The organism is Agromyces sp. CF514 (assembly GCF_900113185.1).
Lineage (GTDB): Bacteria > Actinomycetota > Actinomycetes > Actinomycetales > Microbacteriaceae > Agromyces.
The window spans coordinates 313858-329505 of sequence record NZ_FOZD01000002.1 but is presented as its reverse complement, the minus strand read 5'-3'; the positions used below and the strand labels follow the sequence as shown (position 1 = coordinate 329505).

Genomic DNA, 15648 nt, shown 5'->3' with positions numbered 1-15648 from the left:
TCCTTCATTCATTCCGCCCCACCGTGGTGGGCGCGGTGTGCACGGCCTGGCCGTGCGTGTTCCGGTCGCGAAATCCGCGACCGGAGGTTCTGGGTCGTCAGACCCGACGGAATTGGTTCACCATCGGGCAGTCGAATGGGTCGCGGGCCGAGAGGCCGACCTGGTTGAGGTACCGGATCACGATGCCGTACGACTGCACGAGCGTGGTCTCGGTGTAGGGCACGTCGAGCGTCGCGCAGTGCTCGCGCACGATCTCGCGGGCCTTCGCGAGGTGGGGGCGAGGCATGTTCGGGAACAGGTGGTGCTCGACCTGGTAGTTGAGCCCGCCCAGCAGGGCACTCGCCCACAGCCCGCCCGAGATGTTGCGCGAGGTGAGCACCTGCTTCGAGAAGAAATCGAGCTTCGTGTCGGCGGGGATGAGCGCCATGCCCTTGTGGTTCGGCGCGAACGAGGCGCCCATGTAGACGCCGAACACGGCCATCTGCACGCCGATGAAGGCGAACGCCATGCCGAGGGGCAGCACCCAGAACAGGGCGCCGAAGTAGACGATGAAGTGCACGGCGATGAGGCCGAGCTCGATCCAGCGGCCCTTGACCGGGCGGCGCTCCATGAGGGTCGCGATCGAGCGCATGTGGAGGTTGAGGCCCTCGAGCGTCAGCAGCGGGAAGAACAGGTAGCCCTGCTTGCGCGTGATCGCGGCGAGCAGGCCCTTCTGCTTCGCGGCATCGGTCTCGGTGAACGAGATCGTGTCCCACTCGATGTCGGGGTCCTTGCCGATCTTGTTCGGGTTCGCGTGGTGACGCGTGTGCTTGGTCATCCACCACGAGTAGCTGATGCCGACGACGCCGGCTGCCAGGATGCGGCCGACCCGGTCGTTGCCCGGCCCCGACTCGAGCACCTGCCGGTGCGAGGCCTCGTGCGCGAGGAACGCGAACTGCGTGAGGATCAGGCCGAGTGCACCGGCCATGAGCAGCTGGAACCACGAGTCGCCGAGCAGGATGAACCCGGTGATCACGCCGCCGAGGGCGAGCGCGAGCGTGGTCACGAGCGCGGCGTAGAACCAGCGCGTGCGGGCCAGGAGCCCGGATTCGCGCACGACCCGGGAGAGGGCGGTGAAGCTGCGGGTGATGTCAACAGAGCCGGTGCGAGGCTTGGTGGCCCGAATCGCACCGAGGGAATCGGCGTGAGAGATGATGGGGGTCCCAGCTGGTCGTCGACTTCCCAGCCGTGGGTCACGGGCGATCACCCGTTGAAGATGGGTCGAACGCTATGGCCTGCGCATGTGAACCGGCTGGGAATACGACGTCGACATATTCCCGACGCGGAATCTATCGCGTACCATCTTCGGCCCGATCCTCGCCTGCAAGACTGTTCCGATGCGCATCATCGTCACCGGAGGATCCGGGAAACTCGGCCGCACGGTCGTCGCAACACTCCGCGACGAGGGTCACGAGGTCGTCAACCTCGACCAGCAGGGCGAGCGCGGTACGCTCGTGCGCGTCGACCTGACCGACTACGGCCAGGTGATCGACGCGATCGCGGGAGTCGACGACCAGCACACCGGCGCCGACGCCATCGTGCATCTCGCGGCGGTGCCGGCGCCCGGTCTCCTGAGCGACGTCGCGACCTTCCGCAACAACATGCTCGCCACGTTCAATGTGCTCCAGGCGGCCAAGCGGCTCGGCATCACGCGCATCGTCACGGCGTCGAGCGAGACCGTGCTCGGCCTGCCGTTCGACGTGCCGCCGCCGTACATCCCTGTCGACGAGGAGTACCCCGCGCGACCCGAGTCGACCTACTCCCTCGTGAAGCACCTCGAGGAGACCATGGCGATCGAGCTCGTGCGATGGAACCCAGAGCTGTCGATCACGGCGCTGCGCTTCTCGAACGTCATGGACCCCGACGACTACGCCGCGTTCCCCGCCTTCGACGCCGACGCGACGCTGCGCAAGTGGAACCTCTGGGGCTACATCGACGCCCGCGACGGCGCGCAGGCCGTGAGCCGCGCACTGGCCGCCGCCCGGCCCGGCTTCGACCGGTTCGTCATCGCCGCGGCCGACACCGTGATGTCGCGGCCGAACGCCGAGCTCGTCGCCGAGGTGTTCCCCGGCGTCGAACTGCGCGGCGACCTCGGCGTCAACGACACGCTGCTCTCGATCGACAAGGCCCGACGCCTGCTCGGCTTCGAGCCCCGACACTCCTGGCGGGACCACGTCGAAGCGGATGCCGCCGGCGGGCGCTGACCCGACGGCGACGCCCTGCGGGCCCGGGTTCGGCCCGCGCTCGGGTGCCCGCCGTCCGACCGCATCCGGCTCGGGTTCAGGAGAGGTTCATCGAACGGTCACTCGCAGGCCGCACAGGTGATCGTGCCCGCTGACATCGTGGCGATGCGCGCCGGATCCGAGGCGCGCCCACGAGAGGACTCGACGATGACCCTGATCCACGAGCCTGCGACCAGCCGCGAAGACCGCGTGTCGCCTGCCGCCCGTCCCATGCTGCCGCTGCTGCCCATGGACGGGCACACGTTCGGCAAGCGCAGCGCCGTGACCTGCCACCTCAAGTGCGGCGACGCCTGCTTCCACCCGGTGCCCAACACGAGCTCGAACGAGTACTTCCGCGACATCGCGAGCGCCGGGCTCAGCCGTCGCGCGCTGCTCGGCGGCGGTGTCGCCGCGGCCGCGGCGATCGTCATCGGCTCCTCCGTCGGCGGCGATGCGCCCTCGGCCTCCGCGGCCACGCTCGGGACGAAGATCGGCCGGACACTGCCGTTCGCGCCGATCGCCCCCGTCGCGGCATCCGTCGACGCCTTCACCGTGCCGGTCGGATACAAGTGGTCGCCGATCATCCGCTGGGGCGACCCGCTCTTCTCGAAGAACGACCGCTTCGACCCGAACGCGCAGACCGCTGCGCTGCAGGAGCGCCAGTTCGGCTACAACAACGACTACCTCGACATCATCGAGGGGCCGCTCGGACTCACCGCCGTGCTCGTGGCCAATCAGGAGTACACGAACGAGAACATCATGTTCCCGCCCGCCGCCGACGCCGCAGCGCTCGACGAGCAGCGCCGGATCGGCCAGGCCGCGCACGGCATGGCCGTCGTGCAGCTGTACCGCACCCGACGCAGCGGTCCGTGGAAGTACCTCGTGGGTGCGCCCCTCAACCGGCGCATCACGGCGCACACCCCGTTCACGTTCTCGGGGCCCGCCGCCGGCCACGCGCTGCTGCAGACCCAGGACGACCCCACCGGCCGCACCGCGCTGGGCACGCTCGGCAACTGCGCCGGGGGCACGACCCCGTGGGGCACGGTGCTCTCGGGCGAGGAGAACTTCAACCAGTACTTCGTGAGCCCCGGCACCACGCCCGCCGAGAAGCGCTACGGCGTCGGCGGCAGCGGCGATTCCCGCGGATGGCGGAACGTCGACCCCCGCTTCGACGCCGTCGCCAACCCGGGCTACCGCAACGAGCCGAACCGCTTCGGCTGGATCGTCGAGGTCGACCCGCTCGCCCCGAACGACCCGCCCGTGAAGCACACCGCGCTCGGCCGCTTCAAGCACGAGGGCGCGAACGTCATCGTGGGCCGCACCGGGCACGTCGCCGCATACATGGGCGACGACGAGCGCTTCGACTACCTGTACAAGTTCGTGTCGAAGGACAAGTTCAAGAAGGGCATCGGCGGCGGCGCGCGCAAGCACAACAAGACGCTGCTCACCGCCGGCAGCCTCTACGTCGCGAAGTTCACCGGCGACTCCCCCGTGGCCGAGATCACCGGCACCGGCGCCCTGCCCTCCGACGGCGCGTTCGACGGCACCGGTACGTGGGTCCCCCTCGTGATCGACGGCGTGAGCCAGGTCGCCGGGTTCACGGCCGAAGAGGTGCTCATCAACACGCGCCTCGCGGCAGACGCCGTCGGCGCGACCAAGATGGACCGCTGCGAAGACGTGGAGCCCAACCCCAAGACCGGGCGGATCTACGTCGCATGCACGAACAACACGTCGCGCGGCACGGGCGCCAACGAGACCGCGACCGAGGTGAACCCCCGCAACGTCAACCGCGACGGGCACATCATCGAGATCACCGAGACCGGCAACGATGCGACCGCGACGACCTTCGGCTGGAGCATCCTGCTGCTCTGCGGCGACCCGGTGAAGAACCCGAACACCTACTTCGCGGGCTTCCCGCCCGAGCGGGTCTCGCCGATCTCGTGCCCCGACAACGTCGCGTTCGATTCCGAGGGCAACCTCTGGATCTCGACGGACGGCGCGCCGAGCACGATCGCGTACGGCGACGGCCTGTTCAAGGTGCCGCTCGAAGGGCCGGAGCGCGGACGCGTGCAGCAGTTCCTCTCGGTGCCGGCCGAGGCCGAGACCTGCGGCCCGGTGATCCGCGACCAGCAGAACATGGTCTACGTCGCCGTGCAGCACCCGGGCGAGAACGGCACGTGGGCGGCGCAGCGCTCGATGTTCCCCGACTACGTCGCGCCCGGCTCGGTCGCGAACGGCGCGTGGGGCGGGCCTCGTCCGGCGGTCGTGCAGGTCTGGAAGGGCTAGACGGGAGCACCGCGGGCGCACAGCGGGCGAGCACCGCGAACGGGCCCCTCGGACGGCGAACCGTCGGAGGGGCCCGTTCGCATCACGACCCGCGTCGCGCGAGACATCCGCTCGGGTCAGGCGACCGGGTGCACGAGCTCGGCCTGCGTCGGCCGCTCGTCGACCGCGGCGCGACGCGGCCAGTACGAGAGCGCCCGCTCGGCCATCGCCGTGATGGTGAGCGACGGGTTCACGCCGGGGTTCGCAGGCACGGCGGCCCCGTCGACGACGTGCAGCCCCGGGTGACCCCAGACCCGGTGGAACGGGTCGACGACGCCGTGCTCGGGTGAGCCCGACACGACCGCCCCGCCCAGGAAGTGCGCCGTCAGCGGGATGCCGAAGACCTCGGGCCACGACCCGCGCGCCGACGCCGGCACGCCGCCCGCCGCCTGCATGCGCGCCGCGATCGCCTGCGCCGCCAGGTGCGCACCGGGGAGGTGGCTCGGGTTCGGATCGCCCTCGCCCTGCGCGCTCGTGAGCACCCGACGGCCGAGCCGTCGCCGCAGCGAGAGCGTCAGCGAGTTGTCGGCCGTCTGCATGACGAGCGCGATGATGCCGCGTTCGCTCCAGCGCCTGAGCGAGCTCAGTCGAAGGGTCGAGATCGGATGCCGCAGCGCACCGCCGATCAGCGCGCCGAGCCGGGCGAGCAGCGGCCGCCCGCCCGGCACGAGTCCGGTCGCGAGCGCGCCCATGAGGTTGGACCCGGGACCGTAGCGCACGTTCTCGACATGCGTTCGCTCGTCGACGTGGAACGAGGTGGTGATGGCCACGCCGCTCGCGAGGCCGAGCGACTCGGGCACCGAGACGGCGACCGCGCCGTCGAGCGCCTCGGAGTTCGTGCGCGTGAGCCGGCCGAGCGCGTCGGAGAGTCCGGGAAGGGCGCCCGAGTCCTTCATGCGGTGCAGGAGTTGCTGGGTACCCCAGGTGCCCGCGGCCAGCACGACCTGCTCGGCGGTGACGGTGCGGCGGTCGCGGCGCAGCCTCGCGCCGGTGCGCACGCTCGTCACGGCGAAGCCGCCGCCGTCGATGGCGCGCACCTCGGTCACGGTGCGCAACGGCTCGATGGTCGCGCCGAGCCGCTCGGCGAGCGGCAGGTAGTTCTTCGCGAGCGTGTTCTTCGCGCCGACGCGGCAGCCGACCATGCAGTTGCCGCAGAGCGTGCAGCCCGTGCGGTCTGGGCCGTCTCCGCCGAAGAACGGGTCGGGCACGGTCTCGCCCGGCTTGCCGAAGTACACGCCGACGGGCGCGCGCCGGAACGTGTCGCCGACCCCGAGGTCGTCGGCGGCGCCCTGCATGATCCGCTCGACGGGTCCGCGATGCGGATACTCGGGCACGACGCCGAGCATGCGCTTCGCGGTCGCGTAGTGCGGCGCGAGCTCGGTCTGCCATTCGGCGAGCCCGCCCCACTGCGGGTCCGAGAAGAACGCCGGGCCGGGTTCGTAGAGCGTGTTCGCGTAGTTCAGGGACCCGCCGCCGACGCCCGCCCCGGCGAGGATCATCACGTGCGGCAGCCGGTGGATGCGCTGCACCCCGAAGCATCCGATCGCCGGCGCCCAGAGGTAGCGGCGCAGGTTCCAGCTGGTCTTCGCGAAGTCGTCGTCGGCGAAGCGGCGCCCGGCCTCGTAGACGTGCACGCCGTAGCCCTTGGTCGCGAGTCGGAGGGCCGCGACCGAGCCGCCGAAGCCCGAGCCGACGATGACGACGTCGTGGTCGAAGGCGGGGGCGGTCATTCGGATGCCTCGCGGCCCGCCTGTGCGGCGACGGCGACACCGGCCCCGGCGTTCCCGGAGCCGTTCGAGCCGGGCACGAGCATGGAGAGGGCGCTGGGGACGACGCGGATGCTCGCCCTCCCGGCACCGACCCGCTCGCCGTCGGCGTACACGACGAGTCCTGGGGCGTCGACCTCGATCGAGCGAGCGCGTGTCGTCGTCACCTCGGGGCGTGCGACGTGCGTGCCGCGGAGCAGCAGGGGGAAGAGGCGGACGAGCTTCGCACGCCCGAGGGGGCCGACGTGCGTGACGTCGAGCAGTCCGTCGTCGGGCTCGGCAGCGGGGCACACGGGCATGCCGCCACCGTAGCTGCGCGTGCTGCCGACGGCGATGAGCGTGCCGGGCAGGACGCGCCGGGTGCCGCCGTCGACGGCGAACTCGAAGCGCATGGGGCGCAGGCGCACGAGCTCGACGAGCAGTGCCACGTAGTAGCGGGCTCGACCGCGGGGCCAGCGCAGCCGATTCGTGCGTTCGCTCACGTGCGCGTCGAAGCCGAGGGCGGCGACGGTGAGGAACCGCCGGAGGCCGGCATCCGACTCCACCTCGCCCACGTCGATCGCCCGCGCCGTGCCGAGCAGCGCGAGCTCGGCCGCGGCTGCTGCGGCCTCGTCGCCCTCGAACGGCAGGCCGAGCGCACGGGCGAGGTCGTTGCCGGTGCCCGCGGGCACGAGTGCGATGGGCACTCCCGTTCCCACGACGGCGTCGAGCACCGACGAGAGCGTGCCGTCGCCGCCCACGATCACGAGCGCGCGGGGATCCGTCGCGACGGCTTCCCGGGCGAGGCGCCGCGTGTCGTCGACCGAGTCGCCCGCGAGCACGTGCACCCGGGCACTCCCGGCGATCTCGCCGAGGCGGTGCACCGCGCGCCGCGCCGCCTCGGCGCCGCGGCCTCGGCCCGAGCTCGGGTTCACGAGCACGACGATGTGCCCGCCCACCTCAGAAGCTCCCGGCTTCGCGGTGCTCGCCCGCAGACGCTCCGGGCGCTGCGGCAAGGCCGGCGGGTTCGCCGCGGTCGCCCCCGGCTGCCGAGACGAGCACCCCCGGGTTCATGATGCCGGCCGGGTCGAGCTCGGCCTTGATCGCGCGCAGCAGGCGGATACCGACCGGCCCGACCTCGCGCTCGAGCCACGGTGCGTGGTCGCGGCCGACGCCGTGGTGGTGGCTGATCGTGCCGCCGCCGGCCAGGATCGTGTCGTTGACCGCCGACTTGACCGAATGCCAGACGTCGAGCTGTTCGCCCCTCACCCCGGCGATGATCGTGAAGTACAGGGCGGCACCCGTCGGGTAGACGTGCGAAACGTGGCAGAGCACGAGCGACTTCGCACCGTGCTCGGCGAACCCGTAGCTGATCGCAGCGGTGACCTCGCGCTTCAGGCGTTCGAGGTTCGACCACGTGGTCGCGGTTTCGAGCGTCTCGCAGAAGACACCGTGGTCGAGCAGCGCGTCGCGCAGGTAGGGCGCATTGAACCGACCGTGCACCCACTCCTCCGCGGCGGCGGCCCCGTTCGAGGTGCCTCCGGCCTCGCGCAGCACCTCGGCGGTGCGGGTTCGACGTTCCGCGGCTTGCTCGGCCTCGCCCTCGAAGACCGTGACCGCGCTCGCACCCTTCGCGAGCGCCTTGCCGATGCGCCCGACCTGGGCGAGCGAGACGCCGGTCTCTGCCTCGTCGGAGAGCCGGATCACTGTGGGGCCGGTGCCGAGCTGGGCGACTCGACGCAGGGCCTCGACGCCCGTGGCGAAGTCGGGGAAGGACCAGGCCTCGGCGAGCTGGGCGGCCGGCACGGGGTGCACGCGGAGCCGCACCTCGGTGATCACGCCGAAGGCGCCCTCCGAGCCGAGGAAGACGCGCAGCAGGTCCGGTCCGGCCGCCGATCCCGGTGCTCGGCCGAGTTCGAGCTCACCGGTCGGCGTCGCGACGCGCAGACCCGTGACCATCGCGTCGAAGCGGCCGTTGCCGGCCGAGTTCTGCCCGGACGATCGGGCGGCGGCGAATCCGCCGAGGGTCGCGTACCGGAAGCTCTGGGGGAAGTGCCCGAGCTCGAAGCCGTGCTCGCCGAGCAGGCGTTCGGCCTCGGGACCGGTGGTGCCCGCGCCGAGCCGGGCTTCGCCGCTGACCGCGTCGAGCGCGATGAGCCCCGTGAGCCGGCGCAGGTCGAGGGCGATCACCGCCTGGTTCGGCCCGCGCTCGGGGTCGAGGCCGCCGACGACGCTCGTGCCGCCGCCGAAGGGCACGACGGCGATGCGGCCCCGGCTCGCGAGCCGCAGCACCGCGAGCACCTGGCCGTGGTCGCCCGGCGCGACGACGAGGTCGGGTGCTTCCTGCCGGCGCGCCCGGCGTCGCAGCAGGTCTGGCGTCGACTTGCCGCCCGCATGCTCGAGGCGGGCCGCGTGGTCGTCACAGACGTGCTCCGCTCCGACGACCGCGGCGAGCGCGGCGCGGTCGGCCTCGGCGAGCCGCGACGGTTCGAGCTCCACGTCGTCGATCGGCGCGGCCGGCGCCGGCTTCGGAACGCGCCCGAGCAGCATCGGCAGCATGGTGCGCACGGCGAGCGGCAGGTCCTTCGCCTTCGCGGGATCGCCCCAGCCGTTCCATCTCATGGGGGCGGATGTCTCGTCGCCCGGCATGGTGGCGGAGGGGGTGCCGTCGTCATCGACCATGCGTTACAGTGTGACACATCATGGAAGATCGTCAAGCGAACGAGCTCGACCGGCAGCCCGTCTGGACCGAGTCCGAGACCCGCATGCTCGACGCCGCCGTCGAGCTCATCGCCGTCCGCGGCGTCGGCGGCGTCACCGTCGCCGAGGTCGCGCGCAACGCCGGCGTGAGTCGACCGACCGTGTACCGCCGCTGGGCGAGTGCCGACGAGATCGTGCGCGCCGCCCTGCACCGCGCCACCGTCTCGCTGATCGCGCAGTTCCCCGAACCTGCGCACTCGCGCGAGGAGATCGTGCGCGACGTGCTGCACTTCTCGGAACTGTTCCGCACCGACCCGCTCTACGGCAGCCTGCTCGAACGCGAGCCGGAGGTCTTCACGCGGTACACGCTGCAACGCATCGGCTCGAGCCAGCGGGTGATCCTGCAGTGGCTCGCCTCGGCGATCTCCCTCGCCCAGCAGGGCGGCACCGTCCGCCCCGGCAACCCGAGCGACCTCGCGGTCATGCTCCTGCTCATCGCCCAGTCGGCGATCCTCTCGTACGACACCGTCTCCGCCCTCATCGACGAGCCGCATTGGAGCACCGAACTTTGGCACGCACTCGACGGACACCTGCGTCCCTGACCGCTCCCCAACACGACGCGGCACCCGCGAGGCCGACGCACTCCTCGGCGCTCGACGGCGCTCGGCGCGGCCGCGAGCTCGATGCCCTCGCGGCGCGCACCGCGCCGATCGACGTGCTCGTGATCGGCGGCGGCGTCACCGGCGCCGGCGTCGCGCTCGACGCCGCGAGCCGCGGTCTCTCGGTCGTGCTGGCCGAGGCGCAAGACCTCGCCTTCGGCACGAGCCGGTGGAGTTCGAAGCTCGTGCACGGGGGCCTGCGCTACCTCGCGACAGGAGACCTCGCCGTCGCGCGCGAGAGCGCCGACGAACGCCACCTGCTGATGACCCGCATCGCTCCTCACCTCGTGCGGAGCCTGCCCCAGCTGCTGCCGTTCGCACCGTCGGTCTCGACGAGGCAGCGCGTGTTCGGCACGATCGGCATGGGGCTCGGAGACGGGCTGCGCATGCTCGCACGCACCCCGACCTCGGTGCTCGCGCACCCGCGCCTGGTCGGCCCCGACGAGGCGCTGCGCCTCGCGCCCGCACTGCGCCGCGACCGCCTGCGCGGCGGCGTGATCGCACACGACGGGCAACTCGTCGACGACGCGCGCCTGGTCGTCGCCCTCGCGCGCACGGCTGCGGCCTACGGCGCGACGGTGCTGACGCGCGTGCGCGTCTCCGATGCCGACGGCGGCGGCGCCACGCTCGTCGACGCGCTCGGGGGCGGTTCGCTCCGTGTCGACGCCCGTGCCGTCGTGAACGCGGCCGGCGTGTGGGCCGGCACGCTCGATCCCGACATCCGCATGCGGCCGAGCCGTGGCACCCACCTGGTGCTCGACGCCGCAGCGCTCGGCAACCCGTCTGCGGCGCTCACCGTGCCGCACCCCGGATCGATCAGCCGCTTCGTCTTCGCGCTGCCGCAACAGCTCGGGCGGGTCGTCGTCGGCCTCACCGACGAGGATGCCCCGGGCCCGGTGCCCGACGTCCCGCGACCCGGGCACGACGAGATCGATTTCCTGCTGTGCACCGTGTCGACCGCGCTCGAACGCCCGCTCGGGCGCGACGACGTGCTCGGCGCCTTCTCGGGACTGCGCCCGCTCATCGACACCGGCGCCGACGGCTCGACGGCCGACCTCTCGCGCCGGCACCACGTCGCGGTCTCGGCATCGGGATTCGTCAACGTGCTCGGCGGCAAGCTCACGACCTATCGGGCGATGGCGCGCGACGCCGTCGATCTCGCGTGCCGGCATGCGCGCCTGCCCGACAGCGGATGCCGCACCGCGAGGCTGCCGCTCATCGGCGCGCCGGGCTCGGAGGTCGGCTTCGCCAGTGCATCCGATGCCGTCGCGTCGGGCTCGAGCGGATCGGCCGGAAGGGCGTCCACGACCGCCGCCGGACGCCACGACGGCGACGCCGAGGTGCCGGCCTCCCTCGTCGCCCGCTTCGGCGCCGAGGCACCGACCGTGCTCGCGCTCGCGCGCTGCGCCGGTCCCGACCTGCCGATCGTCCCGGGCCTCGACGTGACCCGCGCGGAGGTCGAGTTCGCGGTGCGTGCCGAAGGCGCCCTCGACGCCGACGACGTGCTCGACCGGCGCACCCGCATCGGCCTCGTCGACGCCGACCGGGCCCGTGCCGAGGCCGCGGTCGCCGAGATCGTCACCGCCTCGCTCGCGCACCTGGCCTGAACCGTGGGGGCCGGAAACGACGAACGCCGCCGTTCCACCTGAGTGGAACGGCGGCGTTCGTGTTGCGAACGTCGCGGATCAGAGTCCGCGGATGTTCTCCGCCTGCAGGCCCTTCGGGCCCTGAGCGACCTCGAACTCGACCTTCTGGCCCTCATCGAGCGAACGGTAGCCGTTGCCCGTGATGGCGCTGAAGTGCGCGAAGACGTCGGCCGAGCCGTCGTCGGGAGCGATGAAGCCGAAGCCCTTTTCGGCGTTGAACCACTTGACGGTTCCGGTTGCCATACTGCTGTCCTTCTGTCTTGCGGGCCGCACGTGCGGACCCGATGCGATCGACGGTCGATCGCGACCCCGACGACTCGGTGCCGTCGAAGTTGGGGCGAGGGACGGATGCGCTGCGGCATCCGCTCTCTGTCTATCGGGTCATGCCACGCGGAAAACCGCCTCCGGGCAATCAGTTCAAATCACGGGCGAGCGCCCGCTTGATGGAGGAATCGTGGGTTCAGCCTACCGGGTTCTCCCCGAGAGTACAGAGCGCGAGACCACTTCGTGATATACGCGGTAACCGGACTCGAGCCGAGCGGGATCTGTGAACATGCTCCGGATGGCGCGCCGAGGGGCTCGAACGGGTGGAGAATCGGGGCATGGACCGCCGCCCCCTGCGATTCGCCGCCATCGCCCTGACGATCGGGGTGCTCTGGCTGACGATCGGTCCCGCACCGTGGCGCACCAGCGGGCACGAGTTCGAAGGCGGCGTCCTGAACCCCGACGCCTGGACCTCCACCATGACCTGGTCGACGGGGTACTTCAGCGAGATCGCGTTCAACGTGGCGATGTTCGTACCCGTCGGCGTGCTGGCCGCCCTGCTCCTCCACCGCCGGCACTGGCCCCTCGCGTTCGCCGCGGGATTCGCGCTCACGCTGTTCATCGAACTCGTGCAGCTCGTGCTGCCCGATCGCGTCTCCGATCCGCGCGACCTCGTGATGAACTCGCTCGGCGCGAGCCTCGGCGTCGTGCTCGTCATGGCCGCGCGCGGTGTCCGGCGTTCGGTCGTCGTGGCATCCGCACCCCTGGTCGTCGCGCCCAGCAGCGGGTCGGCCGACGCGAGCGACGCACCCGCGACCGCCGCTCGACCGGCCTCGAAGATCCCCTTCGACGAGCTCGTCGGATCGGGCGATCGCGCGGCCTGACCGCCGACTACAGTGGGCTGGTGCCCACGCCCACCCCGCCCGACGCGCCCGTCGGCACGCGCGCGACCGTACCGGCCCGACGCTACTGGGCGCTCGCTCTCGTCGGGGCGGCCGGGGGGCTGCTCTCGGGGGCGTTCGGCGTCGGAGGCGGCATCCTGATGGTGCCCCTGCTCATCGTCGCCGCCGGCATGGACCAACGCCGTGCGACGGCGACCTCGCTCGCGGCGATCGTCCCCGCGTCGATCGCCGGGTCGATCACGTACCTCGCGAACGGCCAGGTCGACCTCGTCGCCGCGCTCTTCATGGCGCTCGGCGGCATCATCGGCTCGTGGGTCGGCGCCTGGCTGCTGCGTCGGCTGCCCATCACCTGGCTTCGATGGATGTTCATCGCGCTCCTCGTGCTCGTGGCCGTGCGCATGCTGCTCGTCGTGCCCGAGCGGGGCGGCGGCCACGTCGGCTTCGACCTGCTGCCGAACCTCGCGCTGTTCGCGATCGGCATCGTCGTGGGCGTCGCATCCGGACTCTTCGGCATCGGCGGCGGCACGATCATGGTCCCCGCGTTCATCGCGTTCTTCGGCATGGGCGACCTCATGGCCAAGGGCACCTCGCTCGCGGTCATGATCCCCACCGCCATCAGCGGCACCGTGTCGAACACCCGCGCGAAGCTCGTCGACCTGCGCGAGGCGCTCGTCGTCGGCATCGCGGCCACCGTCGCCTCGTTCGCGGGCGTCGCCGTCGCCTTCCTGCTCTCACCGGAATGGTCGGCACGGCTGTTCGCCGCGTTCATCGTGATCGCCGCAGCCCAGCTCGCCGTTCGGGCGGTACGCGCGCAACGCAGATCGAGCGCGGACGCCGCGCCGCGCCCCGAGGATCCCGATCGTGCGGACGGCTGAGCCCGGACGCGCCGCGGGCTGGTACGACGACGAGCAGGATGCCGCGACGCAGCGCTACTGGGACGGCGCCTCCTGGACGCCGCACACCGTCGCACGGCCGCGTTCGGAGGATGCTGCGTCGACTGCGGTCCTCACCGGGGTCCCGGCCGATGCCCCGGCCTTCTCCGCGCCGACCAGGGGCCAAGGCGTCGAGACCGCCACGCAGACCGCGTCCCGTGGCGTGATCGCCCTGCCTGCGTTCGTGCGAGGCCCGGGCACCCCCAGCGACCACACGACCGTGCCGCTGCCGCCGAAGAGGGCTGCCGCGGCATCCGCCCCGCTCGTCGCCTCGGGCGACCGCGACTACGCACCCGCCGGCCGCTCGTTCCTGCTCATCTGGCTGTTCGCGCTGTTCCTCGGCTCGCTGGGCGTCGATCGCTTCGCGCTCGGCCGGCCCGGCACGGCGATCGCGAAACTGCTCACCGCCGGCGGACTCGGCGTATGGGCCCTCGTCGATCTCGTGCTCGTGCTCACGGGCGTGCAGCGGGACGGCGAGGGCAACCGACTCGCCGGATCCGGAGCGCACCGCCGCCTGGCGTGGATCGTCTCGGGCGTCGTCGTCGTGCTCGGCGTGTGCTCGGGCATCGCGACGAGCCTCATCGTCGCCGACCTCGCGGCGACGCTCCGGACGATCGGCGCCGGCTGAACGGCTCCGACGTCTGCGAGACTCGACCATGATGCACCACCGGCCGAACGCCGCGGGCCCGCACGTCCCCGAGGAGCGAGCATGACGACCGAACCGACCACGACACCCGAACCGGCCGGCCCCGCTCCGGCGGGTCGCGCAGGCGATCGGGTGCCCCGCAACTTCTGGGTGGGTCTCGCGGCCGCCGCCGTGTACGTGCTGCTCGCGGCCGGGCTCGGCAACCTCATGGACGTGCTCGTGCCGACGGCGTCGCCCGAGGTCGAGTTCGCGCTGTCCCACCTCGTCCCGCTGCCGATCGGGATCGCGCTCGGACTCTGGTTCGCCCGATGGTCGGGCTGGTGGAGCGATGTCTGGGCCCAGACCCCGGTCACCGCGGAACCGCCACGGCGACGCTGGATGCTCGCCATCCCGGTGCTGCTGCTCGTCGGACCGGTGCTCGGGCTCTTCGACGTGCCGTGGAGCGAGCGATCGGTCGGCATCGTGCTGCTCCTCGCCCTCGGCTGCCTGCTCGTTGGCCTCGGCGAGGAGCTGTTCTACCGCGGCATCCTGCGCGTCAGCCTGCGCGCGCACCACGGCGAACTCGTCACGCTGCTGGTCACCTCGGTGCTGTTCGGCCTCAGCCACACGGTCGGCAGCATGTTCCACGGGGTTCCGGCCGGCAGCATCGCCTTCCAGGTCGCGGTGACCTCGTTCGACGGCGCGCTGTACTACGCGGCGTTCCGCGCGACCGGCCGACTGTGGGTGCCGGTGCTGATCCACGCCCTCACCGACTGCACGCTCTACCTCCAGAGCGACGAATGGGGAGCGGCGACCGGCCACGCCGTTCCCGATCCGGGACCGGTCGCGATCGGCGCCCAGTTCGTGCTGTGGGGGCTCATGGTCGCGGTCGTGGTCAGCTTCGTCCTCGAAGACGCGCGGGCGCGCAGGCGTCGCCGCGGCGCCGCACCCGAGCAGGGCTCGACCATGGCGTCGGACGCATGAGGTTCGAGTTCACGGCCCAGCTCTGGGAATGGGCGGCGCGTGCCGAGTGGTACTTCGTCACGGTGCCCGACGAGGCATCGGCCGACATCCGCGAGATCCCGCTGCCGCCCCGCGGATTCGGGTCCGTGCGCGTTCGGGTCACCGTCGGCGGTTCGACCTGGACCACGTCGGTCTTCCCGGACTCGTCGGCCGGCTCCTACGTACTGCCGATCAAGAAGGCCGTGCGCGTCGCCGAGGGGCTGGTCGAGGGCGGCGACGTGCGGGTCGCGTTGAGCCTGCTCGACCTCTGACCGAACCGGCGCCGAACCGGGCCGACGCCCGGGCACGCCCGGGCACGCCCGACCCCGCTCGGGCAGATCAGGCCGCTCTGGCGGATCAGGCCATGAGGTCGCGCAGCAGCTCGCCCCACTCGAAGCCGCACTCGCGGCAGTCGAAGAGAAGTGCGTCGTCGCTCAGAGTGACGTCGGCCACGCGGACTGCGGCCGAGCCGCAGCGCGGGCAGAGTTCGTCGGCCATGAGCGGCTCGAGGGTCTGCGTCGTCTGCTTCGTCATGGAGCACACGGTACGCGCGGCATCCGACATCGCCCGGCGCACACGCCATCTCG

General features: G+C 71.9%; 15 protein-coding genes. 9 read left to right on the top strand and 6 right to left on the bottom strand.

Features of this window, described 5'->3' with window-relative positions; translation table 11 throughout:
• Window positions 1-97: 97 nt before the first annotated feature.
• Window positions 98-1165 carry a fatty acid desaturase family protein gene (locus tag BM342_RS14345; RefSeq protein ID WP_255368921.1) on the bottom strand — a complete coding sequence of 356 codons (1068 nt, stop codon included), beginning with the start codon at window positions 1163-1165 and terminating at the stop codon, window positions 98-100.
• Window positions 1166-1376: 211 nt separating this feature from the next.
• On the opposite strand from BM342_RS14345, the gene BM342_RS14340 reads away from it, so the two are divergent.
• Together BM342_RS14340 and BM342_RS14335 are read left to right on the top strand one after the other, a co-directional pair.
• Complete coding sequence (locus BM342_RS14340) at window positions 1377-2243, top strand: NAD-dependent epimerase/dehydratase family protein (RefSeq protein WP_092967358.1); 867 nt, start codon at window positions 1377-1379, stop codon at window positions 2241-2243.
• A 186-nt stretch (window positions 2244-2429) separates the two neighbouring features.
• Window positions 2430-4547, top strand: coding sequence for a PhoX family protein (locus BM342_RS14335; RefSeq protein WP_369823166.1), 2118 nt, complete (start codon window positions 2430-2432; stop codon window positions 4545-4547).
• A 116-nt stretch (window positions 4548-4663) separates the two neighbouring features.
• On the opposite strand, the gene BM342_RS14330 is transcribed toward BM342_RS14335, so the two are convergent.
• From BM342_RS14330 to BM342_RS14320, 3 genes are read right to left on the bottom strand one after another with little or no spacing between them, the layout of a single operon-like run.
• Entirely contained in the window at window positions 4664-6316 is a 1653-nt protein-coding gene (locus BM342_RS14330; RefSeq protein ID WP_092967356.1) for a GMC oxidoreductase, read from the bottom strand.
• Window positions 6313-7290, bottom strand: coding sequence for a diacylglycerol kinase (locus BM342_RS14325; protein WP_092967354.1), 978 nt, complete (start codon window positions 7288-7290; stop codon window positions 6313-6315). Before BM342_RS14325 ends, BM342_RS14330 begins: the two co-directional genes overlap by 4 nt.
• 1 nt (window position 7291) lies before the next feature.
• The gene (locus BM342_RS14320; RefSeq protein WP_255368821.1) at window positions 7292-9013 is read right to left on the bottom strand and encodes an FAD-binding oxidoreductase; all 1722 of its coding nucleotides are present in this window, start codon (window positions 9011-9013) and stop codon (window positions 7292-7294) included.
• Window positions 9014-9033: 20 nt separating this feature from the next.
• Between BM342_RS14320 and BM342_RS14315 the strand changes: the two genes are divergently transcribed.
• Together BM342_RS14315 and BM342_RS14310 are read left to right on the top strand one after the other, a co-directional pair.
• Entirely contained in the window at window positions 9034-9633 is a 600-nt protein-coding gene (locus BM342_RS14315) for a TetR/AcrR family transcriptional regulator (protein ID WP_092967352.1), read from the top strand.
• Window positions 9600-11297 (top strand): glycerol-3-phosphate dehydrogenase/oxidase, encoded by a 1698-nt coding sequence (locus tag BM342_RS14310; protein WP_255368820.1) that lies wholly within the window; start codon window positions 9600-9602, stop codon window positions 11295-11297. The genes BM342_RS14315 and BM342_RS14310 overlap by 34 nt, the downstream gene beginning before the upstream one ends.
• Window positions 11298-11375: 78 nt before the next feature.
• Here the strand turns inward: BM342_RS14310 and BM342_RS14305 are convergent, their stop codons facing one another.
• Complete coding sequence (locus BM342_RS14305) at window positions 11376-11579, bottom strand: cold-shock protein (protein ID WP_055862240.1); 204 nt, start codon at window positions 11577-11579, stop codon at window positions 11376-11378.
• 359 nt (window positions 11580-11938) lie between these two features.
• Between BM342_RS14305 and BM342_RS14300 the strand changes: the two genes are divergently transcribed.
• The 5 genes from BM342_RS14300 (at window position 11939) to BM342_RS14280 (ending at window position 15333) form a co-directional block, all read left to right on the top strand.
• Window positions 11939-12484 carry a VanZ family protein gene (locus BM342_RS14300; RefSeq protein WP_092967350.1) on the top strand — a complete coding sequence of 182 codons (546 nt, stop codon included), beginning with the start codon at window positions 11939-11941 and terminating at the stop codon, window positions 12482-12484.
• Window positions 12485-12504: 20 nt separating this feature from the next.
• Window positions 12505-13377, top strand: a complete 873-nt coding sequence (locus BM342_RS19985) for a sulfite exporter TauE/SafE family protein (RefSeq protein ID WP_177232208.1) — start codon at window positions 12505-12507, stop codon at window positions 13375-13377.
• Entirely contained in the window at window positions 13364-14062 is a 699-nt protein-coding gene (locus tag BM342_RS14290; RefSeq protein WP_092967348.1) for an NINE protein, read from the top strand. Before BM342_RS19985 ends, BM342_RS14290 begins: the two co-directional genes overlap by 14 nt.
• Before the next feature lie 81 nt (window positions 14063-14143).
• Window positions 14144-15043: a CPBP family intramembrane glutamic endopeptidase gene (locus BM342_RS14285; protein WP_092967346.1), complete on the top strand. Its 900-nt coding sequence runs from the start codon at window positions 14144-14146 to the stop codon at window positions 15041-15043.
• Entirely contained in the window at window positions 15040-15333 is a 294-nt protein-coding gene (locus BM342_RS14280; protein WP_092967344.1) for a DUF1905 domain-containing protein, read from the top strand. The genes BM342_RS14285 and BM342_RS14280 overlap by 4 nt, the downstream gene beginning before the upstream one ends.
• 85 nt (window positions 15334-15418) lie before the next feature.
• Here BM342_RS14280 and BM342_RS19980 read toward each other — a convergent pair whose 3' ends face one another.
• Window positions 15419-15595 carry a hypothetical protein gene (locus tag BM342_RS19980; protein ID WP_177232207.1) on the bottom strand — a complete coding sequence of 59 codons (177 nt, stop codon included), beginning with the start codon at window positions 15593-15595 and terminating at the stop codon, window positions 15419-15421.
• Window positions 15596-15648: the final 53 nt, after the last annotated feature.

Excerpts from the sequence above, each read along its gene's own strand:
- BM342_RS14340 (WP_092967358.1), top strand. The coding sequence starts at position 1,377 with ATGCGCATCATCGTCACCGGAGGATCCGGGAAACTCGGCCGCACGGTC.
- BM342_RS14305 (WP_055862240.1), bottom strand. The coding sequence starts at position 11,579 with ATGGCAACCGGAACCGTCAAGTGGTTCAACGCCGAAAAGGGCTTCGGC.
- BM342_RS14320 (WP_255368821.1), bottom strand. The coding sequence starts at position 9,013 with ATGGTCGATGACGACGGCACCCCCTCCGCCACCATGCCGGGCGACGAG.
- BM342_RS14330 (WP_092967356.1), bottom strand. The coding sequence starts at position 6,316 with ATGACCGCCCCCGCCTTCGACCACGACGTCGTCATCGTCGGCTCGGGC.
- BM342_RS14335 (WP_369823166.1), top strand. The coding sequence starts at position 2,430 with ATGACCCTGATCCACGAGCCTGCGACCAGCCGCGAAGACCGCGTGTCG.
- BM342_RS14315 (WP_092967352.1), top strand. The coding sequence starts at position 9,034 with ATGGAAGATCGTCAAGCGAACGAGCTCGACCGGCAGCCCGTCTGGACC.
- BM342_RS14300 (WP_092967350.1), top strand. The coding sequence starts at position 11,939 with ATGGACCGCCGCCCCCTGCGATTCGCCGCCATCGCCCTGACGATCGGG.
- BM342_RS14285 (WP_092967346.1), top strand. The coding sequence starts at position 14,144 with ATGACGACCGAACCGACCACGACACCCGAACCGGCCGGCCCCGCTCCG.
- BM342_RS14280 (WP_092967344.1), top strand. The coding sequence starts at position 15,040 with ATGAGGTTCGAGTTCACGGCCCAGCTCTGGGAATGGGCGGCGCGTGCC.
- BM342_RS19980 (WP_177232207.1), bottom strand. The coding sequence starts at position 15,595 with ATGACGAAGCAGACGACGCAGACCCTCGAGCCGCTCATGGCCGACGAA.